Source organism: Amycolatopsis sp. WAC 04182, assembly GCF_003947465.1.
In the GTDB taxonomy this organism is placed as follows: Bacteria; Actinomycetota; Actinomycetes; order Mycobacteriales; family Pseudonocardiaceae; genus Amycolatopsis.
The window spans coordinates 107,118-132,785 of record NZ_QHJJ01000006.1 but is presented as its reverse complement, the minus strand read 5'-3'; the positions used below and the strand labels follow the sequence as shown (position 1 = coordinate 132,785).

Below are 25,668 nucleotides of genomic sequence, written 5' to 3'. Positions count from 1 at the left end.
GGCGGTGGCGATGGCGCACCGGTCGCTCCACGACCTGCTGGCCGAGATGGCGGCCGACGCCGCCGTCGTCGACGAAGTGGTCCGGGCCGCCCGCACGGAGTCTCCCGAAGTGGCGCGATTGCCGGTGGGCGAGAACCGGCGGCACGTCGCGATCGTGCTCGCGGCCGGGCTCGCCTCCTTCGACCGGCCGGGTGGAGCCGGGGAACAGGACTACGCCGCGGCCGCCGTCCTCGGCGCGGACCGGGCCGCGCAGGGTGTGCCGCTCGCCGCGCTGCTGCGCGGGGTGCAGGCGGGCCGCAGCCGCGCGGTCGAGATCGCCGTCGAACGCGGCAAGGCGGCCGGGGTGCCGGACGGCGTCATGCTGGCGGCGCTGGTCGATTTCGACCGGAACACCCGCGCGCTCGAACGCCAGGTCATCGCCGGATATCACGAAGCCGAACTCGAACTCTCCCGCACGGTGCACGACAGCCGCGCCCGGTTGCTGCGGCGGTTGCTGGGCGGCGACACGGCGGCGCCTTCGGCCGAGGAGGTCGCGAACGCCGGGCTGAACCCGGGCGGGCGCTACCACTGCCTGCTCTCCGACGTCGGAGATCCGTACCAGGCACGGGTCGTGGAGCGGCGGCTCGGCGCGACGGGTGGCGTCTTCGGCCTGGTCGAAGGGCGGCTGGCCGGGCTGGCACCGCGGCTCCCCACGCACGCGGCGCTCGGGGACGACGTGCTCATGGTGGCCTCCCCCGCCGTCCCGCTCGCCGAGGTCCGCGGCACCTACACCCTGTGCGTGATGGCCCTGCCGACGGCCGCGCGATCCCGCGGCCTGCACGCGGTGGCGGATCTCGCCGTGGAGACCGCGCTCGCCGCCCAGCCTGGGCTCGCCGCCCTGCTCGAAGGCACTCTGCTGAACGCGCTGACGCCAGGCGATCCCTTCCACGAACAACTCGTCACGACCGCGCTGGCCTACCTCGACCACGGGCGGCGGCTCGACCAGACGGCCGCCGCGCTGCACGTCCACGCGAACACCGTCCGGTATCGGCTTTCCCGACTGGGCGAGATCACCGGGACGTCGCTCGACCCGCCGGAGGAAGACGGCGGAACGCATGTGCGGCACACCGTCAGCTGGTGGTGGGCGCTGCGCACATGGCGATCGGCCTGAACCGCCGGAGCCCCTCGTCCGTGTAACCCGATGAAGGCAGCCCACCCCGGAAGGAATCCGCCTTGTCGGTTTTCCCGCGTCCCGCACTGGCAGGCCTGCCCGGCGACCGGACGACAGCTCGCGAAATCGCGTCCAGCGCGGCGACGACCGCGTCCGCGGTGCTCGTGCTGTTCGCCCTGCTCGCGCCGGAGGACCTCGACGGGCTGACGCCGGAGGTGTTCGTGCGGCTGCCGGTGGAGGCGCTGCTCGGGGTGGCGGTCGTGCTCATGCTGCGCGACGGCGCACGACGCGCCGTCGCGGTGTCGGCAGGCGCGTTCCTCGGGCTGCTGACCGTGCTCAAGGCCATCGACATCGGGTTCGGGCTCGCGCTGAACCGGCGGTTCAACCCGGTGTTCGACTGGGGTGTGCTCAGCAACGGTGTCGACCTGCTCGGCACGTCGATCGGCCGGGCGGGCGCGCTCGCGTCGTTCGCCGGGCTGACACTGCTGGCCGTGGTCGTGATCGTGCTGATGGCGCTGGCCGTCCTGCGGTTGAGCCGGGTGGTGGCCGGACGGCGCACCGCGTCGACCCGGGTGACGGCCGTGCTCAGCGTGCTGTGGATGGTGTGCGCGGTCTCCGGCGCGCAACTCGCTCCGGGGCAGCCGTTCGCGTCACGCAGCGCGGTCGCCTTCGCCTACGACGACCTCCGCCAGGTGCGGGCCGGCATCCGGGACCGGGAGGCCTTCGCCGAGGAGGTCGCCGTCGACTCCTTTCGAGACACTCCGGCTTCCGGGCTGCTGAACGCGTTGCGCGGCAAGGATGTGTTGTTCACCTTCGTCGAAAGCTACGGTCGGGTGGCCGTCCAGGACTCGGACATCGCGCCGAAGGTCGACGCGGTTCTCGACGCCGGGACGGCGCGGCTGAAGAGCGCCGGATACGGCTCGCGCAGCGCGTTCCTGACGTCGCCGACGACGAGCGCGGGCAGCTGGCTGGCGCACTCGACGTTCCAATCCGGGGTCTGGGTCGACAGCCAGCACCGCTACGACGACTTCGTGAAGACCGACCGGTTCACCCTCGGCGGCGCCTTCAAACGCGCGGGCTGGGAGACGGTCGGCGTCGTCCCGGCGCATACCGAGGACTGGCCGGAAGGCAAGGTCTACGGCTACGACCGGTACTACGACTCACGCGGCATCGGCTATCGCGGCCCGCCGTTCTCCTACGCCACGATGCCGGACCAGTTCACGCTTTCGGCTTTCCAGCGCGCCGAACGCGCGAAGCCGGACCGTGCGCCCCTGATGGCGGAGATCGATCTGGTCACCAGTCACTGGCCGTGGACGCCGCTCCCTCGCATGGTCGACTGGGCCGCCGTCGGGGACGGGTCGATCTACAACCCCATGCCCTCGCAAGGGAAAACACCCGAAGAGGTGTTCACCGACCCGGCCAAGGTGCGCGGCGCGTACGGCGACTCGATCGCCTATTCGCTGAACTCGCTCATCTCGTACGTGGAGACGTACGGGGACGACGATCTCGTGCTCGTGTTCCTGGGCGATCACCAGCCGAACCCGATCGTCGCCGGCGCGGGCGCGGATCACGACGTCCCGATCACGGTGGTCACGCGGGACAAGACGGTCCTCGGCAAGATCGCCGGCTGGAACTGGCAGGACGGCCTGAACCCGGACCGGAACGCGCCGGTGTGGCGAATGGACACGTTCCGGGACCGGTTCCTGACCACCTTCGCCCGCTAGCCGATCGCGTCGCGGTACCGGTCGGCCAGCTCCCGCAAGTAGTCGACCAATTGCGGGGGTTCGGTCACCCGGAAAGGGGCGTTGAGGAGTCCTAAGTGGACGGCCAGGGTCTCGATGGTGTCCGCACCGGTGTGCAGGACGCACGTGTTCGCGTCGACGGCCTCCACCGTCCCGACGGCCGGGTTGATCCGCGAGGTCACCTCCTCCGCGGACGCGTGCACGGTGACCTCGGCCCGGTAGCGCCATGCGGCGGACGAGACGCCGCGCCGCACCCGGTCCGTGACGTCCTCAGGCAGTTCGCGCGCGGTGAACCGCGGACCGGTGGGGACGCGCGGCGTCAGCCTGTCGACGCGGAAAGTGCGCCAGTCGCCGCGGTCGAGATCCCAGGCCACCAGGTACCAGCGGCGTCCCCAGTTCACCAGGCGATACGGCTCGACCTTGCGGACGCTTTCCGCACCGTCGTGGGTCAGGTAGCCGAACCGCAGCACCTCCCGATCCCGGCAGCACGCCGTCAGCACGGTGAGCGTCTCGGCGGCGACTCGCGGGCCGGGTTCGTCCCTGGGCACCGGGACCGTGTACGCCTGCAAGGCGTTCACCCGGCGGCGCAACCGGGACGGGAGCACCCGCTCCAGCTTGGCGAGCGCGCGCAACGACGTCTCCTCCACGCCCGCGATGGTGCCGCCGGCCGCGGTGCGCAGGCCGATCGCGACGGCGACGGCCTCCTCGTCGTCCAGCAGCAACGGCGGCAGATCGGCACCCGCGCCGAGGCGGTAGCCGCCGACGGACCCCCGGGTCGCGTCCACCGGATAGCCGAGCGCGCGCAGCCGCTCGACGTCGTTGCGGATCGTCCGGGCGCTGACTTCCAGGCGTTCCGCCAGTTCAGTACCGGTCCAGTCACGGGGAGTCTGCAGGAGGGAGAGCAAACGGAGTAATCGTGCCGAAGTTTCCAACATTTCTTCAGGCTGCCCCTCCATTAGGAACGGAATGTTCCTAATGGCACTCTACCTTGGTCTCATGAACGAGAACACGGAGATCAAGCCCTTCCGCATCGACGTCCCGCAGGCCGAGCTGGACGACCTGGCCGACCGCCTGGCCCGCGTCCGCTGGGCGAACGAACTGCCCGCCGACCAGGTGACCGACGGGGTGCAGCGCGGACCGGTCACGCCGGGCTGGGAGTACGGCGTGCCCCTGGAGTACGTGCAGCGCCTGGTCTCGTACTGGCGCGAGGGCTACGACTGGCGCAAGTGGGAGGCGAAGCTCAACGAGTACCCGCAGTTCACCACCGAGATCGACGGGCAGAACATCCATTTCCTGCACGTCCGCTCGCCGGAGCCGGACGCGAAGCCGCTGATCCTCACCCACGGCTGGCCGAACTCGGTCTTCGAATACCTCGACCTGATCGACCAGCTGACGGACCCGCGCTCCCACGGGGACGATGCGGCCGACGCGTTCCACGTGGTGATCCCGTCTCTGCCCGGGTTCGGTTTCTCCGGCCCGACGCGAGAGAAGGGCTGGAACCGATACCGCACCGCTCAGGCTTGGGCCGAGCTGATGCGCCGCCTTGGCTACGAGCGCTATGGCACGCACGGCAACGACGCCGGTTCGTTCGTCGCCCCCGAGGTCGGCCGCGTCGACGCGGACCACGTGATCGGCGTGCACGTCACGCAGCTGTTCTCCTTCCCCAGCGGTGATCCGGCGGAGTTCGAGGGCATGACCGAGAAGGAACTGGAGTACATGCAGTTCCTGCAGTCCTTCAACGACGACATGTCCGGCTACGCCAAACTCCAGGAGAGCGCGCCGCAGAACCTCGCGCACGCGCTGGCCGACTCGCCGACCGGACAGCTGGCGTGGAGCGCGCAGCTGCTCTCGGCCACGAGCGACGACCACGTGCTCACCAACGCCACGCTGTACTGGCTCACCAACACCGCGGCCTCGGCGGCGCGGTTCTACTACGAGGACAAGCACAGCGAGCACCCCACCGAGCCGACGACCGCGCCGACCGGGCTGGCGAGCTTCGCCTACGACTTCCGTCCGCTGCGCCGCTTCGCCGAGCGGGACCACGCGAACATCGTTTCGTGGCAGGAATTCGACCGCGGCAGCCACTGGGCGACGCAGGACGCGCCGGATCTGCTGCTGGGCGACATCCGGGACTTCTTCCGCAAGCTGGCCTGAGGCCTCGTGAATGGCGTCCCTTTGTACATGAAGGCCCCCTTCCTTGCGCCTGGCGCAAGGAAGGGGGCCTTCATGTACTGGGGAAGGGGTGAAGGCCTCCTTGAGGGACCCAGAGTCCCTCAAGGAGGCCTTCACGGACCGGACTTCGGCTCTATCGCTCACGACCGCTGTACCGAGTCGGCGGTTTCGTGTGTCTAGAGGGACGACACGCGAGTCGTCCCTTCAGTCAAGAGGTCACTCGGCCATGCGGTGCAGCAGGAAGATCCCGTTCAGCAACGGCCGATCGAGCCGTTGCCCATCGGTGGCGACGTACTCGTCGAGGATGTCCAGGATGCGGTTGTCGAGTTCGGTGGCTTCTTCCGGCGAAAGGTGGAGCGCGAACCGCTCGACCACCCGCACCGAACCCGGCCCCGCCTCGCGGAGTTCGTCCTGGAACGCCTCGATCGGCCCGAATCGGGTGTCTTCGTCCTCGCCGTTCAACGGCCCGTCCAGCCACCAGGACTTTCCGGCGCTGCGGTAGGGCTTTTCGAGCGCACCGCTCGCCCCGGTGCGCACAGGCGCCTGCTCCAGCAGGCCGGCCTCGGTGAGCTGCCGCACGTGGTAGAGCACGGTGCCGGGGTCCTTGCCGAGCCGGTCGGCAAGCTCCTTGTTGGTCAGTTCCCGCTCGCCGCAGAGCCGGAGAATGCGCAGCCGCAAGGGATGTCCGAGCGCTTTGGCCTCGCGCGCCGTCGCCTCGCGCCGCCGGTCCGCGACCCTCGCGGCGACCTGATCGTCCATGACCGGAGCGTAGCCGACCGATGGAGAAGAGAAACATCGATGGAGTTTTCTCAATCGATGTGCAATCCTCGATCGATGACCTCGCTGGGGAGCGCTTATCGGCGGCTGTGGAGCGCGTCGGGCCTGTCGAACCTGGCCGACGGGATCGTCAAGATCGCACTCGGCCTGGTGGCCGTCCAGTTCACCCGGTCGCCGGCGCTCATCGCGGGACTGGCGTTCGTGTCGTCCTTGCCCTGGCTCCTGTTCGCCCTGCACGCCGGGGTGCTCGCCGACCGCGTCGACCGCCGCCGCGCGATGCTCGCCGCCAACCTGGTCCGCGCCGGCCTGCTCGCCGCGCTCGCGGTGGCGATCGCCTTCGGATTCGGGTCGCTCTGGCTGCTCTACGTGGTCGCGCTGGGGATCGGGGTCGCCGAAACGGTCCACGACACGGCCGCGCAGGCGATCCTCCCTCAGCTCGTCGGCCGCGATCGGCTGACGCGGGCCAACAGCCGCCTCTACGCCGCCGAACTCACCGCCAACGAGTTCGCCGGGCCGCCGCTGGGCGGCTTCCTTGTCGCCGCAGGCGCTTTCGCCGCCTTCGCGGCACCCTCGGCGCTCTGGATCATCGCGGTCGCCGCGCTCTTCTTCGTCCAGGGTTCGTTCCGTGTCGAACGGACTCGCGAGACGAGCGTGCGCGAAGACCTCGTCGAAGGACTACGTTTTCTGTGGGAGAACCGGATTCTCCGCATTCTGGCGATCATGGTCGGCGGGTTCAATTTCGCCACGAGCGCCGTGATCACGATCTTCGTGCTGTACGCGGTGGGCACTTCGTCGGCGATGGGCCTGACGGACCAGGCCTACGGATTCCTGCTCGCCACGATCGCCATCGGCAGTTTCGCGGCTTCGTTCGTGGCCGAGCGGATCGAACTCGCGCTCGGCCGTTCACGGACCCTGGCCCTCAGCCTGCTCACCGGCGCCGCGTTCGCCGGAATCCCGGCGGTGACCACGAATCCATACGTGATCGGCGCGGTGTTCCTCCTCGGCGGGGCCGGAGTCATGGCGTGGAACGTCATCGTCGTTTCACTGCGGCAGCGGCTCGTCCCGGACCACCTGCTGGGGCGGGCCACCAGCGGCCACCGGCTCGTCGCATGGGGCACCAAACCGCTGGGCGCGGTCGCGGCGGGGCTGTTCGCCGAGGTCTTCGGGCTGCGTCCGGTGTTCGCGGGAGCGGCGGCGCTGATCCTGGCGCTGCTGCCGGGACTGCGGGTCTTGACGAAGGAACGGCCGGCGACGTGACGCAGCGGGCCTCCCTCGCGCGGATTCACCGGTCCATCACCCGGCGAGCGTGGTCGAGCAGGTCCGCGGCGGAGGCACCGGCCGCGTACCGGGCCGCGTTCAGGGTGCCGATCGCGGCACCGAGCGGGTCCGGGTTGGTCGCGCAGTGGATCGCTTGCCACAACCAGGCGTGTTCCCGGTGCGCGTGCAGTTGCGACCTCCTGGCCAGTAGCTCCGCCTCCGGGCTCAGCCCGCGGCGCGCCAGCGTATCCGCGAAGACGGGCTCACCCACCACACCGGCGTTTTCGGCCGCGACGGTAGCGGCGTGCCAAGCCAGGTCCCGCAACGTCTCGGCGGGGAGGAAGGCCAGGCGGTCGGTGTCGGCACCCAGCGGGCCGTGGCCAGGGTATTTCCGTGAACCGTCCGCGTTCCGCGCCTCGGGATACAGCTGCGGCAGCCGCGGCACGATCCGGTACGCGACGTCCGCCGCCATCATCCGCTCGATGTCCTCGGCCTTCATCCGATATCCGGTGTACCGCTCGACGGCGACGAACGCCTTCTCCCGCCGGTCGCGATAGCTGTCGAAATCGAGGTCCGCCAAGGCTTCGCGCACACCCTGGTCCGCGATCTCCTCTTGATGCCCGAGTTCGAACCCTGCGAGGACCTTTCCCTTGTCCGCGAACGACAACCGGGTCAACCCGTTGATGTTCCAATACATACTCGCCGTCCGGCCCGCCAAGGACAGCGGCGCCAGGACCGGCCCGTGCGAACCCTGGTAACCGTTGAACTCGACGGCCAGCACCCCACCGTCGACGCGGAGCGCGACCACCCACGGGTCCAGCTCGAACTGCTGCGACAGTTCCAGCGCGGACACTGGCTCGGCGGGGTCGGCACCGAAACCGCGGAGCGCTTCGACCGCGTCGCCTCCCGCGATCACCGTGACGGTCGCCGCTTCGCCGAGCGCGCTCTCGCCGATCCACCGGTAGTCGGCCTCCGGCGGGTTCTCCCTCTCGGGCACGGGCTCGCCGCGAAGGACGTAGCCGAGCCGGTCCGCTTGCTTGTGCACGACGTCCGGCGCCGGTGGCGCTTCCCAGATCATCAGTTCATAGCGTTCGCGCTCGTCGCCGTCCCTGCCGATCGCGTGCACCCGGACCCGGAAATCTCCCGGCCACGGTGGGGTCGCCGGCCGGCGGCGGTCATCTTCGCCGAAGGTCGCGTCGCCCCGCTCCGCCCGCCAGGAGATCTCGACGACCTCGTCCCACCAGTCGACGTCCAGCCTCTCCGGTGGCCCTTCGAGGATCTGCGTCGACACCTGCATCTGCCCCTCGCCAAGCCCGGTCCGGACGGCGATTCCGCCGGGAACCGTCGCGACGAGGCCATTTCCGCCGAAGTCCGCCTCACCTTCGACCGGCCGTTCGGCCAGCACGAAGCGATGCCCGCGCACGGTCGCCGAACCCGACGAATGTGACGGGAGCAGATACGCGGCTCGGCGTTTCTCGAGCAACGCGGCCGGATACGCGGACGGCATCGGACTTTCGCGCAACAGAGCCGAGACGGCACCGAGCGCGACACCCACGACGGCCGACGGCTTTCCGGCGAGCATCGGCGCCTCGATCCGCTTCAGGATCGGCATCGCGACCGCGACGGCCAGCGCGAGGTGCGCCGCGCCGTGTTCCGCGGCGAGTTCCTCCTCGCCGGTGGACCCCGGCGTCGGCCGCAGCATCGGGCTCACGTCCGCGTGCGCGGCCAGCTCCGCGACCAGCGCCACGATCAACCCGGACACCCCGGGTCTGAGCTGATCGAGCAGCCGCATCTCGGTCACGGTTTCGGCGACCGGCCCGTCCATCGTCATGAAGCCGAAGGCCTGCGGCGTCCGCTCCGGCCCCGGCACGGCCTCGGCGACCTCGTCCGGGACAGCGACCGATAGCCCGTCCAGGGTCAGTTCGAGCGCGCCGAGCAGCCGTTCGGAGACCGGGTCCCCGAGAGAACGCAACAGGCTCAACGCTTCCGACTCGCCATGCCCGGTCACCAGCCGCCCTGTTCGCACCGTGAAGGCGTCCGGCCTGGCCTCCGGCGCGCCCAGCCTGCCGAGGGCCGCGGCCGGACCGCGAGGGATCCGGGCGCGGACCACCGGGGCCAGCTCGGCGACCACCGGCACGAGTGCCTCCACCAATTCCGGCGGTATTTCGACGTGCTCGTCCACCCCAGACCTCCTGCGCTTCGTCGTCGGCAGGCACCGTAGCGATCCCCACCGACAACTTCCGGCGCCGTCAGCCGGGCAGCACCGATCGCACGGCCTCCGGGGTCCGCCCCACCACGGTCGTGCCGTCGTCGGCGGTGATGATCGGCCGCTGGATCAGCTTCGGATGGGTGACGAGCGCCTCGATCCAGCGGTCGCGGTCGGCGGGGGTGCGCCCCCACGTCTTCAGCTCGAGTTCCTTCGCGATCGGCTCGGCGGTGCGGGTGATGTCCCACGGCTCGAGTCCGAGCCGCTTGAGGACGGCCTTCAGTTCCTTCGCCGTCGGCGGCTCTTCGAGGTACTTCCGCACGGTGTACTCGGCTCCCGCCTCGTCCAGCATCGACACCGCGGACCGGCATTTGGAGCACGCCGGGTTCACCCAGATCTCCATCCGGGGCACCTCCCCTTTTCGAAAAGCGCTCACTTGGTGAGCACTTTGCTTCCGATGATGGTCACAGACGTTACGACGAAAGGAACCCGGCCATGGACGAGACCACCTTCACCGCCGCTTCCCCCGCCGAGTGGCGCGCTTGGCTGGCCGAGAACGCCGGGACCGCGAAGGAGGTCTGGCTGGTCATCCACCACAAGGGCAGCGGTGTCCCCAGCGTCCGGATCGAAGAGGCGATGGAGCAGGCCCTGTGCTTCGGCTGGATCGACGGGCTGCACCGCAAGAACGACGCCACGAGTTCCCGTCTGCGGTTCACTCCGCGCGGCCCCCGGAGTTCGTGGAGCCGGGTCAACCGTGAGCGAGCCGCCCGTCTGATCGCCGAAGGACGGATGACCGAACGCGGGCAGGCGATGATCGACCTCGCCAAGGAGAAGGGCCGCTGGCAGGTCGTGCCGGACGGCGACGGCGTCCCCGAGGACCTGCGTAGCCGGCTCGACGCCGACGATGCCGCCCGCACCCATTTCGAGAAGTTCCCGCCGTCGTCGAAAAGGCTGATCCTGGAATGGATCCTGACGGCGAAGAAGCCGGAAACCCGGGAGCGGCGGATCGCCAGGACCGTCGAGCTCGCGGCCGTGAACCTCCGCGCCAATCACCCGGTCCGGTGACTCAGTTCCGTTCGCACCGGGCCACGAGGAGGGCGATGTCGTCCTGCGCCGGCGTGGTGCCGACGAGCGCGGCCATCACCCGCGCGCACACCGCCGAAGGCGGGTCGGCGGTGACCACGTCGGCGAGCCGTTGCAAGCCGACGTCGATCAGCTGGTCCCGGCGCTCCACGAGACCGTCGGTGTAGAAGGCGAGCACGCTGCCGGGCGGCAGGTCGATCTCGGTCGTTCGGCGCCGCGGTCCGGTGACACCGATGGGCGGGTCGACCGGGGCCTCGACGAACACCGAAGGCCTGCCTGGTGCCGCGAGCACGGGAGGCAGGTGCCCGGCCAGCGAGATCACCGCGCTGTCCCGCGAAGCCGACACCGACCCGTACACGACGGTGGCCAGCGCCCCCGGCTCGAAATGCTGGACCTTCCGGTCCAGTTTGGACAGTACTTCCGCCGGGTCGTCCGATTCGAGCGCGTAAGCGCGAAGCGCGCTGCGCAGCCGCCCCATGATCACCGCGGCGTTGAGCCCGTGCCCGGCGACATCGCCCATGACGATGCCGAGGCGGTCGTCCGGCAACGGGAACAGGTCGTACCAGTCACCGCCGACGCCGGGCTCGGTCCCCGGCACGTACCGGGCGGCGAGCTTCATCCCGGGGACGGCGGGCAGCCGGGCGGGCACCAGGCTCCGCTGGAGCGCCGCCGCGGCCGCGCGATCGCTGGCGGCGACCTCGATCTGCACCTCCAGCGCGAGCCGCGCGGCCACCAGCCGCAGCAGTTCGACGTCGGTCTCGGAGAACTCCCGCGCCGTCACCGACCCGACGTGCAGGACACCGACCAGCTCGTCCTCGGCCACCATCGGCACGCCGAGCAGGGTGCGCAGCCCTCGTTCCCACAGGAGCGCGTTCACCACCGTGGTCTCGTCCACGTGGTCGATGATCACCGGTCGCCGTTGCTCGGCGACCCGTCCCGCGAAACCGGCTCCCACCGGGACCCGGACGTCCTGGTAGACCTCCTCCTCGATCCCGGAGGCGGCGATGGCCTGCAACTGCTGCGCCGTCGGGTCGAGCCGGAGCACCGTGGCCGTGTCGACGCCGAGGACTTCGCGGACACGCGTGAGGAGCGTGGCCATCACCTTGTCCTGACCGAGTTTCCCCAAGGACGTGTCGGTGATGGCCTCGAGCACCTGGAGCCGGTCGTCGGCGGTCGGGGTCTCGGGCATGCGCAGAGCCTAGCCAGTCCGCCCCGCCCGCACCGCCCAGCCCGCCGTCACTCCGTCGAGATCCTCCGCCAGTACGGCACTCGGCGGAATGGCGTCGCGCGGGACGCGGCAGGCGAGCGCCGTGCCGAGACCGGCCATCCGGATGACGGTGTCGATCAGCGCCTCGGATTCTTCCGGCCAGCCGAAGCCCGGCTGGGCGATCAGCAGGCTCACGCAGCCGTGCATCGCCGACCAGAGGCCCATCGCGAGGACTTCCGGTTCGCCGTGCAGGATCCCGGCCCGCACGCAGGTGGCCGTCGCGTCGGCGAGATACTGGAAACAGGCGACCGCGCCCGGAGACGAGCCGCCGGAGGGACGCATCAGGAGCACCCGGTACTGCACCGGATGGTCGAGCGCGAACCGCGCGTACACCCGCGCGCACCGGCTGAGCGCGCGCATCGGATCGGCGACCTCGACGGCGTGTTCGCGCATCCGGTGCGCGAGTTCGTCCCACACCCGCAGGCAGACCGCCTCCAGCAGGGCGTCGCGGCTCGGGAAGTGGGCATAGACCGACGGCGTGGAGACTCCGGTCCGGCGCGCGACGGCACGCAGCGTCAGGGCCTCGTCGGTCCCCGCCTCGCCGAGCAGGGCGTCGGCGGCGGACAGGATCTCGTCCCGCAGCTTCTCCCCTTCACCCGGCCGCGCCTTCGTCCGTTTCGCGCCCATGCCGTGATGCTGCCAGCATTGACTTGACACCGTCAACTTGACGATGTCAGCTTGAGTCATGGCGCCTTTCCAGACCGCGACCGCCCTCGTCCGCCGGGGCGAGCGCCCGGTGTTCGACACCGAACTCGATCCACAGTGGACGATCGGGACGAAGCTGCACGGCGGCTATCTGCTCGCCGTGCTCGCCAGGGCCGCCGCCGAGGTCTCCTCGCATCCGCAGCTGACCGCGATCAGCGGCTCGTTCTCCGTGGCCCCGGACCCCGGCCCCGCGGTGGTCGAGGTCGAGGTGCTGCGCGAAGGCCGCGGCCTCACCCAGTTGCGCGCGCGGCTGAGCCAGCACGGCAAGCCCTGCACCGAAGCCCTGATCACGCAGGGCGTCCTGACCGACGGTGACGCCTGGTGGTCCGGAGTAGACCCGGTCGAGATCCCGCCGGAGCAGGACTGCCTGCCCGTGCCGTCCGACGGCGGTGGCGGATTCCGCATCGGCCTGATGGACGTCGTCGAGCAGCGGATCGACCCGGCCTCGGCGGGGTTCGCGGTGGGACAGCCGTCCCGGAAAGGCGTCATCTCGTCCTGGCTGCGGCTCGCCGACGGCACCGACTGGGACCCGGTGAGCCTGCTCGTGGCACTCGACCCGGTACCGCCGATCTCCTACGACCTCGGCATCGAGGGCTGGGCGCCGACCGTCCAGTTCACCGCGTATCTGCGCGGGATCCCGGCGCCGGGCCCGGTGCGGGTGCGGATGCGCGCGGGTGAGATCGGCGGCGACCGAATGGACGAGGTCGCCGAACTTTGGGACGAAAAGAACAGGTTGATCGGGCAAGCGACGCAAATCGCCGCCGTACGCGTTCCGTGAACCACCCGAAAGCAGGACCATGACGCGGCGCCGGGAGTTAAGATCCGGCGTCGACGTCATTGTTCTGGGGGCAGGACCATGGAAGTGGAACCGCGCCGCGCGGACGGCTCCGGCGGGGCCGAGATCACCCGGCTCTGCCGGACGCTGGTGCCGCTGGCCGCCGCGGGCAAGTACGCCGAGGCCGCGACGACCTACCGATGGGTGACCAGGGCGTCCACCGGGGATCCGCTCCATTACGGCGATCACGCGCTGCGCCTGGAGTTCTGTGCCCTCACCGGCAACGAGCACACCGGTGTCGATCTTCTGTCGCTTTTGGACGGTGTCGGTGACCATGCGGACGCCGTGGAGAGGCTGGAGTTCTTCGCCTCGGCCGCGCTGCTCACCCGCCGGTTGACGGAAACCGGATACGGCGAGATCCCGTTCGTTCTCAACGGTCCGTACGACGGTGTCCCCTTGAGCAGGCTGCACCGGCGAATGCGGGCGGCGGCGCTCGTCGAAGCCGAAGAACTCGACGAAATCGATCGAACCGGCTACTTCACCGCGTACGCCGAACGGAAAATGGCCGCGAACCCGGTCGCGGAATTCGTGCCGCTCCTGCCTTCCGCGCTCCCCAGGGTCCCGATCGCGCCCCCGCCGGGATTGTCCGCGGAGGAACTCGTCATCCGCGCGGAAATCCACAATCACCGGTGCGAACCGGAGGAGGCGCGAGCCTGTCTCGCGGCGATCGAAACCGTCCCGGACGAAATCGCCCCGCGGCTGACCGAGCTGCGCGCGATCTTCTTCCAGGGCGACGACACCGAGGAACGGCTGCGCGACGCCGCGGCCGGATTCCGGCGCCAGAACGACGAAATCCGGTTCCTGCTCAACCAATGCTGGCTGGGGCTGTGGCTCGTTTTCGGCGATCAGGCCGAGACCGGGGTCGCGCTGACGACGGTCGCCGCGGCGCGGTTGCGCGCCGGAACGGACGAGCGCGCCGCCTGCTGGGGCGAATACTGGCTGGCGCACGTGCTTTCCGGGCAGGGCAGGACTTCCGAGGCCTACGAGGCCTTGCGACGGGGAGCCGGGCGGGCTCGCGAAGCGGGCGATCCCCTGCTCCACGGCACCCTCCTGTGCCTGGAAGCGTCGCTGCGCAACGGCGACGGCGAGGATCCGGTGACCACGCTGGAACTCGCGCGGGCGGCGACGGACGCCTTCATCGTCGGAAACGTCGGCGAGAAGGCCGTCGAGGCGGTCGAACAGGTCCGGATCGCCTACGAGCGCACAGGATCGCTTGACGAGCTGGACCTCTTCGTCGAGCACATGCTGTCGACGCTGCCCGTGGGCGGCCCGGAACGGTTGCGTGGGCATCTCCGCCATCTCCGGGCGCTTTCGCTGATCGGCACCGGCCGGTTCGCGGAAGCCGTCGACGACGCCTACGCGGCCCTTGGTGTCGCCGCGTCGAAAGGCAAGGACACCGCGGAACACTGGTACGTCCTCGTCACCGCGCTGCACGGCGCCGGCCGCTACGACGACGTGCTCGACGTCGCGCCCCGCACCATCACCCTGCTCACCGCGTCACCGGACTGGGCGCACCGCTGCCGGTGGATGTACGCCGACAGCTACCGCGCGCTGGGCGAATCCTCCCGCGCCTTCAACGAATACGCCGTCCTCGCCGAAATACTCCAGGACTCGGGTGACACCGGGCATTCCTACATCTCGGTGAGCATGGCCGCCGCCGAGCAACTCGACCTGCTCGGCTACGGCGCGAACGCCGCGGACTTCTACGCGCGGGCCGCCGACGCGGCCTCGGCGATCGGCGGCGGCTACGTGGCCGCCACTTGCCGCAACGCCGCGACGCTGTCCCGGCTGCGGTCCGGCGACCTGGACGCGGCACTGACCGCGCTCGACGCCGCGGAATCCGCCGTGCACGCCGTGGAAACCGAGACGGCGCCGGTCAGGGAGCATCTCGTCGCCCAGCTCGACCACGTCGCCGCCCACGTGCTCAGCGCCGCGGGCCGGGTGCGGGAAGCCGCCCGCCGCGCGCTCCGTGCCGCCGAAACATTCCACCGGATAGGCGAAGCCGAGTCCGCCCGGGACGTGGACCTGTTGCTCGAGCAGATACTCCTCGGCGAACAGAACTGACGCGGTGGAGGGAGCTCCCTTGCCACCCCCGCCCACCAGGAGAAAGATGCCCGGCATGTCCGACGGAGCCAGCGGTACCCGAAGCCTGCCGATCGGTTCGATCGTCCTGTGGGTCGTGCGCGTCGCGCTCGCCGCCGAGTTCCTCTACAGCGGATACCTGCTGTTCGCGGGCGGCCACACCGAACAGACCTTCGCCGAGATCGGGCTCGGGCAGTGGCTCCGGTACGTCACCGGCGTACTCGAGGTCGGCGGGGCGATCGGGCTGCTCGTCCCCCGCCTCGGCGGGCCGTCGGCGCTCCTGCTGGCCGGGGTCATGGTCGGCGCGAGCATCACGGAGCTGTTCATCCTCCCCAACGGCGGCCCGGTTCTGCCGCTCATCCTGCTGATCGTCTCCGCGACGCTGGCGTGGTTCCTGCAGGATCAGACGCGCGCGCTGCTCGGCATCAAGCCGCCTGCCGAAGACGACGAGGACCAGCGCTAGCCCGCTCGGCGAACGCGAGCCCGGCCTTCCTCCGAACGGCGCAGCGGGCTCCCGCCGAATGCCCCGGTCACCGGTACAGCCAAAGAAAAACCGCATGTCAGCGCGCCTCGCGAGGCATTGGCGACAGTGCCGAAATCCGATCATCAGCGTGATCATGCGCTCACTCAAGGTGAAAGATTGCGGCTCGTTTACAACGAACCGGCCACCTGCTTGACAGTCGGAGTGGTACGTACCACGCTGCCCGCATTGGTCTACACCATTTTGTGGGAGCCCGGCATGGTGGCCGGGCATCGAAAGGACGGCACGAGTGAAGCGCTGGCTCAAGATGGCTGCGGGCGCCGCCGCCATCACCCTCGCGACGGCGGGCTGCGCCGGTTCCGGCAGTGGCGACAGCACGAATTCGAGCGCTCCGGCCTCGAACGGCACGCTCACGGTCTGGCTCATGACCGGGACCGCCCCGGAAGCCCTGACGAACTCGCTCCACAAGGAATACGAAGACGCGCACCCCGGCGTCAAGGTCAAGTACGAGATCCAGCAGTGGAACGGCATCCAGCAGAAGCTGACCACCGCGCTGGCGAGTGACAACCCGCCGGACGTGATCGAGCTGGGCAACACCCAGACCCCCGCGTTCGCGAACCAGGGCGTGCTCGCCGACCTCACCTCGAGCGTCGGCGACTTCAACGGCGCCCAGTGGCTCCAGGGCCTCAAGGCCTCGGGCGAATTCGACGGCAAGACCTACGGCGTCCCGTTCTACGCGGCCAACCGTGAGGTCATCTACCGCAAGGACATGTTCGAGCAGGCCGGTGTCACCGCGACGCCGAAGACCCGCGCGGAATGGCTCGACGCGATCACCAAGCTCAAGGCCAAGTTCGGCAGCGACCCCGAGTTCCAGGCCGTCTACCACCCCGGCCAGAACTGGTACGAGCTGCTGTCCTACATCTGGGACGAGGGCGGCGACATCGCCCAGGCCAACGGGAAGTCCTTCAAGTCGACCCTGGACACCCCGCAGGCGAAGGCCGGCCTGGAGTTCTACAAGCAGCTCACCGAGGCTTCGGGCACCAAGGCGCCGAAGGACGCCGACGAGGCCACCCCGCAGCAGGCCGGTATCTACGGCGCGGGCAAGGTCGCGATGATGATCGGTGTCCCGGGCGAGGTCGACACCGCGGCCAAGACCGACCCGAAGATCAAGGAGAAGTCGGGCGCGTTCCCGATCCCGGGCAAGACCGCCGACAAGTCGGCGCCGGTCTTCCTGGGCGGCTCGAACCTGGTCATCCCGGCCAACAGCAAGAACGCGGCCGCGGCCAAGGACTACGTCAAGCTGTTCTCCACCCCGAAGTACCAGACCGAGCTGGCCAAGGCCGGTTACGTCCCCGGTACCTCGACCGACGTGTCCGCGCTCGACGCGAACCCGCTCACCAAGGTCATGGCCGAGGCGTCCAAGAACGGCCGCGCCGTGCCGACCAGCCCCAAGTGGGGTGACGTCGAATCCGGTCAGAACCCGATCAAGGACATGCTGACCGCCTACCTGACCGGAACCAAGACGCTCGACCAGGCGACCGCCGACGCCAACGCAGCGCTCGACAAGCTCATCGGCGGATGACCACGACCAAAGATGTGACGACGCCGGCGGGGTCCTCCCCGCCGGCTTCGCCGCGCATCAAGCCGCCGAAGTCCAATCGGCGCCTCCGTCTCGGCGAACGGACGGCGCCGTATCTGCTGATCCTCCCCGCGCTGGTCGCGATCCTGGTCCTGCTGGGCTGGCCGACACTGCAGCTGATCGGGATCAGTTTCCGCAAGCTCGACCTCCGTGAGCTGGTCTCCGGAGAGATGGTCTGGGTCGGGTTCGAGAACTTCTCCGAGATCCTTTCCGACCCCGAATTCTGGGAGATCACCGTCCGCACGCTGGTGTTCACCGCCGCGGTCGTGATCACCACCCTGCTGCTCGCGCTGTTCATGGCGCTGCTGATGCGGCATCTCAACCCGGTCGTCCGGGTGGTCCTGCAGGTCGCGCTGATCCTCGCGTGGGCGACCCCGGTGCTCGCGACGACCACGGTCTTCCAGTGGATCTTCGACCAGCAGTACGGGATCCTGAACAAGACGCTCGCGAAGCTCGGTTTCGAAGGCTTCATCGGGCATTCCTGGTTCTCCACCGGCCCCAGCACGCTGACCGTGATCGGTCTGCTGGTCGTCTGGCAGGCCGTGCCGTTCGTGGCGTTCACGCTCTACGCCGGGCTTCTCGGTGTCCCGAAGGAGCAGTACGAGGCCGCGGGCATCGACGGCGCGAACGCCTGGCAGGCGTTCTGGGCGGTCAGCTGGCCGGCGATCCGGCCGATCCTGACCATGGTCACGTTCCTGTCGGTCCTGTGGGACTTCAAGCTGTTCGCCCAGGTATGGGCGATCCGCCAGGGCGGGCCGGACGGCGCCAGCACGACACTGCCGGTCTACATGTACCTCAAGGGCCTCGCGGGCAACCACTTCGGCCTGGCGGCGACCGCCGCCCTGCTGATGATGCTCGTGCTGATCCTGCTCACCGCCCGGTACGTCCAGCTGCTGGTGCGCACGAAGGAGGCCGACCTGTCATGAAGAAGTCCCTGATCCAGCGGATCGGCCTCGGCACGTTCGGGGTGATCGTGGCCCTCCTGTTCGTCTTCCCGACGTACTGGATGGTCACGTCCTCGCTCAAGACGCCGGGCCAGGTCCTGTCCCCGGACTACGACCTGATCCCGTCCGCGGCGACGTTCGACAACTTCGTCACGGCGCTGACGAAGCCCGGGTTCACCACGTACCTCACCAACAGCCTGATCGTCACGCTCGGCGCGGTGCTGTGCTCGCTCGTCGCGGGGGTGCTGGCCGCGGTTCCCTTGTCCCGGATGCGTTTCCGCGGGCGCAAGGGGTTCCTGCTGCTGGTCCTGGTCGCTCAGCTGGCGCCGTTCGAAGCGCTGCTGATCCCGATGTACCTGCTGATGCGCGACGCCGGGTTGCTCAACCAGCTGCCTTCGCTGCTGCTGGTGTACTTCGCGGCGACGCTGCCCTTCACGTGCTGGATGCTCTACGGCTTCGTCAACGGCATCCCGTACGACCTCGAAGAGGCCGCGATGATCGACGGGTGCAGCCGGGCGGGCGCGTTCCGCCGGGTGACGCTGCCGTTGCTCGCGCCGGGACTGGTGACCACCTCGGTGTTCAGTTTCATCACCGCGTGGAACGAGTTCCTGTTCGCGTTCGTGTTCATGCGCGACCAGGGCAAGCAGACGCTGCCGGTGTGGCTTTCGTCGTTCCGGACGGCGTTTTCCGTGGACTGGGGCGGCATCATGGCGGCGTCGGTGATCTACGCCGTGCCCGCGCTGGTGTTCTTCATCCTGGTGCAGCGCAAGCTCGTGTCCAACCTGACCGCAGGCGCAGTGAAGGGATAAGTGTTGTCTTCACCGGAAAAGTTGGCCGGATCCGTTCTCGTGTCGGGCTTCGACGGCACGACCGCACCGGATTGGCTGCGGCGCAAGGTGGCCGACGGCCTCGGCGGCGCGATCCTGTTCGGCCGCAACGTGGTCGACGACGAGCAGGTGGCCGCGCTGAGCGCGCAGCTGCGGGCGGAACGGCCCGACGTGCTCGTCGGCATCGACGAGGAGGGCGGTGACGTCACCCGGCTCGACGTCGCCACCGGCTCGTTCGTCCCGGGACCGCTCGCACTCGGCGCCGCGGACGACGTCGAGCTGACGGCGTCGGTCGCCGCGGCGCTCGGCGAGCGGCTGGCCGCCTGCGGGGTCACGATCAACTTCGCCCCGTGCGCGGATCTGACGCTCGCGGCGGAGGACCCCTCGATCGGGGTCCGGGCGTTCGGTTCGGATCCGGCGAAGGCGTCGCCGCATGTCGCGGCGTACATCACCGGCCTGCAGAAGTACGGCGTCGCCGCGTCGGCCAAGCATTTCCCCGGGCACGGGGCGGCCACCGACGATTCGCATCACGCGCTGCCGGTGCTGCCCCGGACCGAGGCGGAACTGCACGAGCTCGAACTCGTCCCGTTCAAGGCCGCGATCGCGGCCGGCGTGCGCTCGGTGATGACCGGGCACCTCGTCGTGCCCGCGTGGGGTGCACTGCCCGCGACGCTCAACCCGAAGGCGCTCACCGACGTCCTGCGCGGCGAACTCGGCTTCACCGGCGCGGTGATCACCGACGCGCTCGACATGGGTGCCGTCGCGGGCGAACTCGGCAAGACCGAGGGCGTCGGCCGGGCGGCGGTGCGGGCGTTGATCGCCGGCGCCGACGCGCTCTGTCTCGGCGGTGTGTCGTTCGAAGAGGACGAGCTGAACCGGATCGCGGCGGTCATCGCGGCCGCCGTCGAGTCCGGTGAGCTGCCGCTCGAGCGGCTGGCCGAGGCGTCGGAGCGGGTCGCGGCGCTCGGCACTCCCCCGGTGTCGACGCCGATCTCGCCGGTCGATCACCGGCTCGGCCTGGAGGCGGCGCGCAAGGCGTTGCGGATCCAGGGTTCGCCGAAGCTGGCCGGGCCGCCGCTGGTGATCGACATCGAGACCGAGCCGATCGTCGCGGCCGGGCCGATGCCGTGGGGGCTCGGCTCGCATCTGACCGAACTCGTGCCCGGCACGCGGACGCTCAAGGTCGGCGCGGACGGGATCGCGACCGCGATCGAGGCCGTCCACGGCGCGCGCGACCTCGTGATCGTGACGCGCGAAGCGCACCGGCACCCCGAGGTGCGCGAGTTCCTGAGCTGGCTGCGTGAGTCCACTGTGGACTACATCCGGGTCGAGACCGGCGTGCCGGGACCGGATTCGGGCGACGGCCCGCGGATCGACACGTTCAGCGGGTCCTACGTCAGCCTCCGGGCCGCCGCGGAGTACCTGGCCTGACATCGCGCGTGAAGGCCCCCTTCCCTCGGCTGAGCCGAGGGAAGGGGGCCTTCACGCGCTAAATGGGTTGCGGTGCGGGGACCGGGGTGCTGTAGTCCCTGAAGATCTGTTCCCGGCTCAGGAGATGATCGACTTGGTTGCACGGCTCGGAGTCAGGATCCCTCGCGAACTGCCCGCCGCCCGGCTGACCGGCCTCGCCCGGCGCGCGGAACAGGAGGGCCTGGACGAGGTCTGGATCGTCGAGGACTGCTTCTACGCGGGCGGGATCGCGACGGCGTCGGCGGTGCTGGCGGCCACCGAGAAGATCACCCTCGGCATCGGCATCATGCCCGCCGTGGCGCGGAATCCGGCCATCGCGGCGATGGAGATCGCGGCGCTGGCGGAGTTGTACCCGGGGCGGCTGATCGTCGGGTTCGGGCACGGGGTGCCGAGCTGGATGCGGCAGATCGACGCGTGGCCGAAGTCGGCGCTGGCCGCCTTCGAGGAGACGCTCACGGTCATCCGGCGGCTGCTGGCGGGCGAACGCGTTTCCTTCGAGGGCAAGCACGTCCGGCTCGACGAGGTCGAGCTGGAGTTCCCGCCCGCGCTGCCGCCGAAGCTCATCGCCGGTGTCCGCGGCCCGAAGTCGCTCGCGGCCGCGGGCCGGGTCGCCGACGGGACGCTGCTCGCCGAACCGGCGACACCGGAGTACGTCCGCGCGACGCGGGACCTCATCGGCGTCGAAGGTCATACGATCGCCACCTACAACTGGCTCGCCCTCGACGCCGATCCCGAACGGGCCCGCGAGCGCGCCCGGGCCGACGTCGCTTCCGCGATCGGGCCGAACTCGGGCCCGGCGCTGGAGCCGCTGGACTTCGGCGCCGAACTGCTGGCCGAGGTCGCGGCCTCCACTGACCGGAAGGACTTGGCACGGCGGCTGCGGCCCGAGTGGATCGACCGGCTGAGCATAAGCGGCCCGCTCGACCGCTGTGTCGAGCAGATCCGCGCGCTGTACGCGGCCGGGACCGAATCCGTCATCCTGCTCCCCCTGCTCGGCGAGCCGGAGGAAGAGTCCTTCGCCGCGGCGGGCCGGATCGCTGCGGCCCTGCGCGGCTGACCCCCTACCCGCGTTTAGTCCTCTGAATGCGGTCGGGCGTCGAGGGCCTTGACGACGGCGACCATGTCCTCCCCGCCGAAACCGAGCCGCGCGGTCTCGGCGTAGAGCGCGCGGGACGCCTCGATCAGCGGCAACTCGAGTCCCGCCTCCCTCGCCGCGGCCGCGATCAGCTCGACATTGGCCAGGACGTTCGCGATGGACGCCTGCGGCGCGAAATCCTCCTCGACGAGTTTGGGCGCCTTGACGCGCAGGATCGGACTGGCCAGCTGTCCCGCGCCGAGGACGTCGGCGAGCAGACCGAGGTCGAGTTCGTGGGCCCTGGCGAACCGCACGGTCTCGGCCAGGCTCGTCACGACCGCGGTCAGGTGCACGTTGACGGCCAGCTTCATCAGGAGCCCGTTGGGCACCGGCCCGCAGCGCACGGTTTCCCGGCACATCGGCGCGAACAGCTCCCGGACCTCCTCGATCGTGCCGGGCTCCCCCGCGAGCATCGCGACTAGTTCACCCGCCTCCGCCGGGATCCGCGAGCCGGAGACCGGCGCCTCCACGTACTTCGCCCCGGCCGCGAGGAGGTCGGTCTCGAGTGCGCGGGAGTGGCCCGGCGCCGTCGTTCCCATGTGGACGATCGTGCGGCCCGCCACCCGGCCGCCGAACGCGGGCCCGCCGCGATCGAGCACGGCGTCGACGGCCTCCGCGTCCTTGAGCATCAGGATCACGACGTCGCACCGCGCGAAGAGCTCGGCCACGTCCTCGACCGCCTCGGCCACCCCGTCCGCCTTGCCAGGGGTGCGATTCCAGACGAGCAACGGGATTCCGGCCCGCGCCAGGTTCAGTGCCATCGGCCCGCCCATACTTCCCAGCCCGGCGAAACCGACTCGCGAGATACCCATGGGCCCACTGTGCGGCATGACCGTGCGCGGGCGCGGCCGATGAGACGATCCTGCCGGAAAGCGCGAGGAATGGCCGAGACATGGAGTGCCGCGGCGCCAGCCATCCCGTCCGGCGCCCTCGGCCGGAGCGTGTCGCGAAAGCCACTTTCGGGACATCAGACGTCGCGAAAGTGGCTTTCGCGACACCGTCGCCCCACATGGCCACGGCGCCCTGATATCCCGGCACCGCTGGGGGTTGCGAAAGCCACTTTCGCAACCTTCAACGTTGCGAAAGTGGCTTTCGCAACCTCCCTCGCGACCACCCCAGCCCAGGAGCACGGCTCAGAACGGGTGCTCCATCCACACGTTCGCCTCCACGTACACCCCACAGTCCCGCTCGACGTTCGCGTGCACCGGCGCGATCCCGCCCGGGATCAGGTTGTCGCCGTCGGCGAGTTTGACCCCGGTCCACTCGTGCCAGTCCGCGATCGAGCCGGAGATCGTCACGGCGAACGGGCACACCTTGATCATCCGCGCGCCGAGCCGTTCGTGGGTGCGCAGCCAGCGGTCGGCGAAGAGCCCGTCCTCGCGCCGCCGGACGGCGTAGTCCTCCATGGGCACGTCGGGTTCGTCCTCCTTGCCGATCGGGCGCACGGAGACGATCAGCCGCTTCAGCCCCGTCTCGGCCGCGCGCGCCTTCAGCGCCTTGAGCATCGGCGTGGACAGGCCCGTCCCGCGCATCCGTGGCGCCACAACGACTTCGAGGGCGCACAGGGTGTCCGGCGCGCGGCCGTCCATGAGGTCCTGCGCGGCCCACTGGATCGCCTCGTCCCAGCCGTGCGCCGGCAGTTCACGGCGGTCCTCGGCCGGATAGGTCAGCGGGACCGACAGCGCCCGCGCGATCGGTTCGCCGTCGTCGTCCAGCGCGATCAGGAAGTACCGGGACCAGTGGCGCAGAAACCGTTCCGGGGTGATCATCTTGCCGCTGAACCCGGCGTAGATGAACTCACCGCCGACATCGCCGAGGTTCAGCGCGGATTCGAGGAGATCGGGACGGGACGCAAGATCGACGATTCGCATGCCGCCAAGTCAAGCGAGCCGGTGACCGGCCCGATAGCTGCTTCCGGGCGATGATCAAGCAGGCTGACGCGGCGCCGCCTGCAACCGGGAAAGGACGTCGGTGAGCCTGCCCGCGGCGACGTCCCATTCCTCCAGGACGCTGCTCCGCGCGAGCGCCGACGTCCGCAGGGAATGCCGGAGTTCGGCGTCGAGCGACCAGCGCAGCAATGCCGCCGCGAGCGCCGACGGGTTGTTCGGCGGCACCAGCATGCCGGGGACGCCACCGCCGGGCGCCGTGCCGAGTGCGTCGTGCGCGCCGGCGGTTTCGGTGGCCACCACGGGGATTCCGCGCGCGAGCGCCTCGGCGACGACCAGCCCGGACGTGCCGCCGCGGGCGGGGAGGACGAGCAGATCCGCGCCGTCGTAGACCAGGTCGAGGTCGTCCGGCGGCTGGATGAGGCTGATCCGGGAGCCGAGCCCGAGCCGTTCGACCGTCCAGCGCAACTCGTCGACGTAGGCGGGATCGTGCCGGGTCGCGCCCGCGAACACGCATTTGAACGCCAGTTCGTCGACCATCGAAAGCGCGCGGATGAGCACGTCCTGGCCGTGGCGCGCGGTCATGGGCGCGAGGCACAGCAGCCGCGAGACGCCGTCGGCTCCGGCGGCGAGCGGGGCCGCGTCCGTGCCGGGTGTCGCGACGTAGACCCGCGTCGGGTCGAGGTCGTGCCGGTCGATCAGCTGCCGCGCGAGCCACGGTCCGGTGGCGACGATCATCCCCGTCAGCCGCAGGGTCTCCCGTTCGCACGCGTCGAGCTCGGCGGCCTGCGCGGGATCGAGCGCGGGGTCGTCGGCGAGCGGCCGGTGGACCAGGACGGCCAGCCGTAGCCGCCGCGCGTGCGGGACCACGATCTCCGGGACCCCGCAGGCGACCGTGCCGTCGATCAGGACGACGGTGTCGTCGGGCAGCGCGGCGAGCGAACGGGCCAGTCTCGACCGGGACAGCGGCCCCGGCATCGGCCATTCGCCGGCGATCGGCAGTTCCAGCAGCGGAAGGCCGGTGGCCGGGAGGTTCTGGCACATCCGGCGGTCGTATTCACCGCTGGTGTCCTCGGTGTCCCCCGGCAGGACGAAGACGACCGGTTCGGTCACGCGGACATTCGAGGTGAACACGGTTACCTCCAGATGCGGGCGCCTTATCTGGAGACACGGATACGGAACCCGGTCGGTTCAACTCCGGCGGAAGAAAGTTTCACCCGTTCACGCGGGCGATCGCGGCGACGAGATCGTCACGCAGCCCGGCGCCGACCGCGATGGTGGCCGCCGAACGCACCGTGTGGTCGCCGCCGTCGGTGTCGACGACCACGCCTCCGGCCTCGCGCACCAGCAGGACCCCCGCCATCGTGTCCCACGGCTGATTGGCCAGTATCACGCTCGCGTCGAGTTTGCCGTGCGCGACCCAGGCCAGGTCGATCGCCGCGGAGCCGAGGAAACGGACCCGCTGCACCCGGCCGCCGAGTTCGGCCAGCAGCGCCATCCGGACGCGGTTCTTGACCTCCGCGCCCTCGCCGACCGCGAAGTCGCCGATACTCACGATCGCGTCGGACAGCTTCGTCGCTTTCGAGGCCTCAAGACGCTCTTCGCCCGCGTACGCGCCTTGCCCCTCGGCAGCGGTGTAGGTGACGTCGAGGAACGGCAGGGAGATCGCCGCGACCGTGCTCTTGAGACCGTCGACGAGCCCGAGCGAAACACCGCACAGCGGGATGCCGCGCGCGAAGTTCGCCGTGCCGTCGACCGGGTCGAGCGCCCACCAGAGGTCCTTGTCGCCCTGGTGCCCGCGTTCCTCGCCGAGGATGCCGATCTCCGGCGTCTCGCGCGCCAGGAATTCGCGGACGGCGTCCTCGACGGCGAGGTCGACGTCGGTCACCATATCGCGATCACCTTTGGCGGCAACGGAAAACGACGTCATCGAGCGGATGATCCCGGTCGCCTTGGCGACGGCCTCGCGGGCCACGGACAACAATGCGGCGTGGTCGGTCATATGGGTAC

At 70.0% G+C, this 25,668-nt stretch carries 23 protein-coding genes; 13 read left to right on the top strand and 10 right to left on the bottom strand.

The features are described 5' to 3' along the window. The first annotated feature begins 10 nt into the window (after positions 1–10). Together DMH01_RS29930 and DMH01_RS29925 are read left to right on the top strand one after the other, a co-directional pair. Positions 11–1,150 (top strand): CdaR family transcriptional regulator, encoded by a 1,140-nt coding sequence (locus DMH01_RS29930; protein WP_125680592.1) that lies wholly within the window; start codon positions 11–13, stop codon positions 1,148–1,150. Positions 1,151–1,212: 62 nt separating this feature from the next. Continuing rightward, the gene (locus DMH01_RS29925; RefSeq protein WP_125680590.1) at positions 1,213–2,874 is read left to right on the top strand and encodes a sulfatase; all 1,662 of its coding nucleotides are present in this window, start codon (positions 1,213–1,215) and stop codon (positions 2,872–2,874) included. Here DMH01_RS29925 and DMH01_RS29920 read toward each other — a convergent pair. Next, a complete protein-coding gene (locus tag DMH01_RS29920; protein ID WP_125680588.1) occupies positions 2,871–3,827 on the bottom strand; it encodes a YafY family protein in 957 nt (318 codons plus the stop codon). The two genes, DMH01_RS29925 and DMH01_RS29920, sit on opposite strands and share 4 nt — an antisense overlap. Positions 3,828–3,888: 61 nt before the next feature. Between DMH01_RS29920 and DMH01_RS29915 the strand changes: the two genes are divergently transcribed. Continuing rightward, complete coding sequence (locus DMH01_RS29915) at positions 3,889–5,046, top strand: epoxide hydrolase family protein (RefSeq protein ID WP_125680586.1); 1,158 nt, start codon at positions 3,889–3,891, stop codon at positions 5,044–5,046. Positions 5,047–5,280: 234 nt separating this feature from the next. Here the strand turns inward: DMH01_RS29915 and DMH01_RS29910 are convergent, their stop codons facing one another. Next, positions 5,281–5,823 (bottom strand): transcriptional regulator, encoded by a 543-nt coding sequence (locus DMH01_RS29910; protein ID WP_125680584.1) that lies wholly within the window; start codon positions 5,821–5,823, stop codon positions 5,281–5,283. 75 nt (positions 5,824–5,898) lie between these two features. Between DMH01_RS29910 and DMH01_RS29905 the strand changes: the two genes are divergently transcribed. Next, the gene (locus DMH01_RS29905; protein WP_233621711.1) at positions 5,899–7,098 is read left to right on the top strand and encodes an MFS transporter; all 1,200 of its coding nucleotides are present in this window, start codon (positions 5,899–5,901) and stop codon (positions 7,096–7,098) included. A gap of 25 nt (positions 7,099–7,123) precedes the next feature. Here the strand turns inward: DMH01_RS29905 and DMH01_RS29900 are convergent, their stop codons facing one another. Together DMH01_RS29900 and DMH01_RS29895 are read right to left on the bottom strand one after the other, a co-directional pair. Then, positions 7,124–9,280 carry a DUF6461 domain-containing protein gene (locus DMH01_RS29900; protein WP_125680580.1) on the bottom strand — a complete coding sequence of 719 codons (2,157 nt, stop codon included), beginning with the start codon at positions 9,278–9,280 and terminating at the stop codon, positions 7,124–7,126. A 67-nt stretch (positions 9,281–9,347) separates the two neighbouring features. Beyond that, the gene (locus DMH01_RS29895) at positions 9,348–9,707 is read right to left on the bottom strand and encodes an arsenate reductase family protein (protein WP_125680577.1); all 360 of its coding nucleotides are present in this window, start codon (positions 9,705–9,707) and stop codon (positions 9,348–9,350) included. A 92-nt stretch (positions 9,708–9,799) separates the two neighbouring features. Between DMH01_RS29895 and DMH01_RS29890 the strand changes: the two genes are divergently transcribed. After that, positions 9,800–10,369 (top strand): YdeI family protein, encoded by a 570-nt coding sequence (locus tag DMH01_RS29890; protein WP_125680575.1) that lies wholly within the window; start codon positions 9,800–9,802, stop codon positions 10,367–10,369. A gap of 1 nt (position 10,370) precedes the next feature. Here the strand turns inward: DMH01_RS29890 and DMH01_RS29885 are convergent, their stop codons facing one another. Together DMH01_RS29885 and DMH01_RS29880 are read right to left on the bottom strand one after the other, a co-directional pair. Next, positions 10,371–11,576: a PP2C family protein-serine/threonine phosphatase gene (locus DMH01_RS29885; RefSeq protein ID WP_125680573.1), complete on the bottom strand. Its 1,206-nt coding sequence runs from the start codon at positions 11,574–11,576 to the stop codon at positions 10,371–10,373. Positions 11,577–11,585: 9 nt separating this feature from the next. Next, complete coding sequence (locus tag DMH01_RS29880) at positions 11,586–12,281, bottom strand: TetR/AcrR family transcriptional regulator (RefSeq protein WP_125680571.1); 696 nt, start codon at positions 12,279–12,281, stop codon at positions 11,586–11,588. Between the two features lie 58 nt (positions 12,282–12,339). Between DMH01_RS29880 and DMH01_RS29875 the strand changes: the two genes are divergently transcribed. The 8 genes from DMH01_RS29875 to DMH01_RS29840 all read left to right on the top strand — a co-directional run bounded on the left by DMH01_RS29875 (position 12,340) and on the right by DMH01_RS29840 (position 21,694). Further along, a complete protein-coding gene (locus tag DMH01_RS29875; protein ID WP_125680569.1) occupies positions 12,340–13,137 on the top strand; it encodes a thioesterase family protein in 798 nt (265 codons plus the stop codon). Positions 13,138–13,215: 78 nt separating this feature from the next. After that, entirely contained in the window at positions 13,216–15,258 is a 2,043-nt protein-coding gene (locus tag DMH01_RS29870; protein ID WP_125680567.1) for a hypothetical protein, read from the top strand. A 55-nt stretch (positions 15,259–15,313) separates the two neighbouring features. Then, positions 15,314–15,739, top strand: coding sequence for a DoxX family protein (locus DMH01_RS29865; RefSeq protein WP_125680565.1), 426 nt, complete (start codon positions 15,314–15,316; stop codon positions 15,737–15,739). A 307-nt stretch (positions 15,740–16,046) separates the two neighbouring features. Beyond that, positions 16,047–17,339, top strand: a complete 1,293-nt coding sequence (locus DMH01_RS29860; RefSeq protein WP_125680563.1) for an extracellular solute-binding protein — start codon at positions 16,047–16,049, stop codon at positions 17,337–17,339. Continuing rightward, on the top strand, positions 17,336–18,322 hold the full coding sequence (locus tag DMH01_RS29855; protein ID WP_125680561.1) for a carbohydrate ABC transporter permease: 987 nt from the start codon (positions 17,336–17,338) through the stop codon (positions 18,320–18,322). Before DMH01_RS29860 ends, DMH01_RS29855 begins: the two co-directional genes overlap by 4 nt. After that, complete coding sequence (locus tag DMH01_RS29850; protein ID WP_125680559.1) at positions 18,319–19,149, top strand: carbohydrate ABC transporter permease; 831 nt, start codon at positions 18,319–18,321, stop codon at positions 19,147–19,149. Before DMH01_RS29855 ends, DMH01_RS29850 begins: the two co-directional genes overlap by 4 nt. 3 nt (positions 19,150–19,152) lie before the next feature. Beyond that, positions 19,153–20,598, top strand: a complete 1,446-nt coding sequence (locus tag DMH01_RS29845) for a glycoside hydrolase family 3 protein (protein WP_125680557.1) — start codon at positions 19,153–19,155, stop codon at positions 20,596–20,598. Between the two features lie 124 nt (positions 20,599–20,722). Continuing rightward, complete coding sequence (locus DMH01_RS29840; RefSeq protein WP_370323562.1) at positions 20,723–21,694, top strand: LLM class flavin-dependent oxidoreductase; 972 nt, start codon at positions 20,723–20,725, stop codon at positions 21,692–21,694. A 14-nt stretch (positions 21,695–21,708) separates the two neighbouring features. On the opposite strand, the gene DMH01_RS29835 is transcribed toward DMH01_RS29840, so the two are convergent. From DMH01_RS29835 to DMH01_RS29820, 4 genes are all read right to left on the bottom strand, one after another. After that, a complete protein-coding gene (locus tag DMH01_RS29835) occupies positions 21,709–22,584 on the bottom strand; it encodes an NAD(P)-dependent oxidoreductase (protein WP_125680555.1) in 876 nt (291 codons plus the stop codon). Between the two features lie 321 nt (positions 22,585–22,905). Beyond that, positions 22,906–23,643, bottom strand: coding sequence for a GNAT family N-acetyltransferase (locus DMH01_RS29830; protein WP_125680553.1), 738 nt, complete (start codon positions 23,641–23,643; stop codon positions 22,906–22,908). Positions 23,644–23,697: 54 nt separating this feature from the next. Beyond that, positions 23,698–24,792: a glycosyltransferase family 4 protein gene (locus tag DMH01_RS29825; RefSeq protein ID WP_125680551.1), complete on the bottom strand. Its 1,095-nt coding sequence runs from the start codon at positions 24,790–24,792 to the stop codon at positions 23,698–23,700. 79 nt (positions 24,793–24,871) lie between these two features. Continuing rightward, on the bottom strand, positions 24,872–25,660 hold the full coding sequence (locus DMH01_RS29820) for an inositol monophosphatase family protein (protein WP_125680549.1): 789 nt from the start codon (positions 25,658–25,660) through the stop codon (positions 24,872–24,874). Between the last annotated feature and the right edge of the window lie 8 nt (positions 25,661–25,668).

What these genes read in the sequence shown, in the direction of transcription:
- DMH01_RS29930 (WP_125680592.1), top strand. Translation starts at nt 11, where the DNA reads ATGGCGCACCGGTCGCTCCACGACCTGCTGGCCGAGATGGCGGCCGAC.
- DMH01_RS29920 (WP_125680588.1), bottom strand. Translation starts at nt 3,827, where the DNA reads ATGTTGGAAACTTCGGCACGATTACTCCGTTTGCTCTCCCTCCTGCAG.
- DMH01_RS29915 (WP_125680586.1), top strand. Translation starts at nt 3,889, where the DNA reads ATGAACGAGAACACGGAGATCAAGCCCTTCCGCATCGACGTCCCGCAG.
- DMH01_RS29910 (WP_125680584.1), bottom strand. Translation starts at nt 5,823, where the DNA reads ATGGACGATCAGGTCGCCGCGAGGGTCGCGGACCGGCGGCGCGAGGCG.
- DMH01_RS29905 (WP_233621711.1), top strand. Translation starts at nt 5,899, where the DNA reads ATGACCTCGCTGGGGAGCGCTTATCGGCGGCTGTGGAGCGCGTCGGGC.
- DMH01_RS29895 (WP_125680577.1), bottom strand. Translation starts at nt 9,707, where the DNA reads ATGGAGATCTGGGTGAACCCGGCGTGCTCCAAATGCCGGTCCGCGGTG.
- DMH01_RS29890 (WP_125680575.1), top strand. Translation starts at nt 9,800, where the DNA reads ATGGACGAGACCACCTTCACCGCCGCTTCCCCCGCCGAGTGGCGCGCT.
- DMH01_RS29885 (WP_125680573.1), bottom strand. Translation starts at nt 11,576, where the DNA reads ATGCCCGAGACCCCGACCGCCGACGACCGGCTCCAGGTGCTCGAGGCC.
- DMH01_RS29880 (WP_125680571.1), bottom strand. Translation starts at nt 12,281, where the DNA reads ATGGGCGCGAAACGGACGAAGGCGCGGCCGGGTGAAGGGGAGAAGCTG.
- DMH01_RS29875 (WP_125680569.1), top strand. Translation starts at nt 12,340, where the DNA reads ATGGCGCCTTTCCAGACCGCGACCGCCCTCGTCCGCCGGGGCGAGCGC.
- DMH01_RS29870 (WP_125680567.1), top strand. Translation starts at nt 13,216, where the DNA reads ATGGAAGTGGAACCGCGCCGCGCGGACGGCTCCGGCGGGGCCGAGATC.
- DMH01_RS29865 (WP_125680565.1), top strand. Translation starts at nt 15,314, where the DNA reads ATGTCCGACGGAGCCAGCGGTACCCGAAGCCTGCCGATCGGTTCGATC.
- DMH01_RS29855 (WP_125680561.1), top strand. Translation starts at nt 17,336, where the DNA reads ATGACCACGACCAAAGATGTGACGACGCCGGCGGGGTCCTCCCCGCCG.
- DMH01_RS29850 (WP_125680559.1), top strand. Translation starts at nt 18,319, where the DNA reads ATGAAGAAGTCCCTGATCCAGCGGATCGGCCTCGGCACGTTCGGGGTG.
- DMH01_RS29840 (WP_370323562.1), top strand. Translation starts at nt 20,723, where the DNA reads ATGATCGACTTGGTTGCACGGCTCGGAGTCAGGATCCCTCGCGAACTG.
- DMH01_RS29835 (WP_125680555.1), bottom strand. Translation starts at nt 22,584, where the DNA reads ATGGGTATCTCGCGAGTCGGTTTCGCCGGGCTGGGAAGTATGGGCGGG.
- DMH01_RS29830 (WP_125680553.1), bottom strand. Translation starts at nt 23,643, where the DNA reads ATGCGAATCGTCGATCTTGCGTCCCGTCCCGATCTCCTCGAATCCGCG.
- DMH01_RS29820 (WP_125680549.1), bottom strand. Translation starts at nt 25,660, where the DNA reads ATGACCGACCACGCCGCATTGTTGTCCGTGGCCCGCGAGGCCGTCGCC.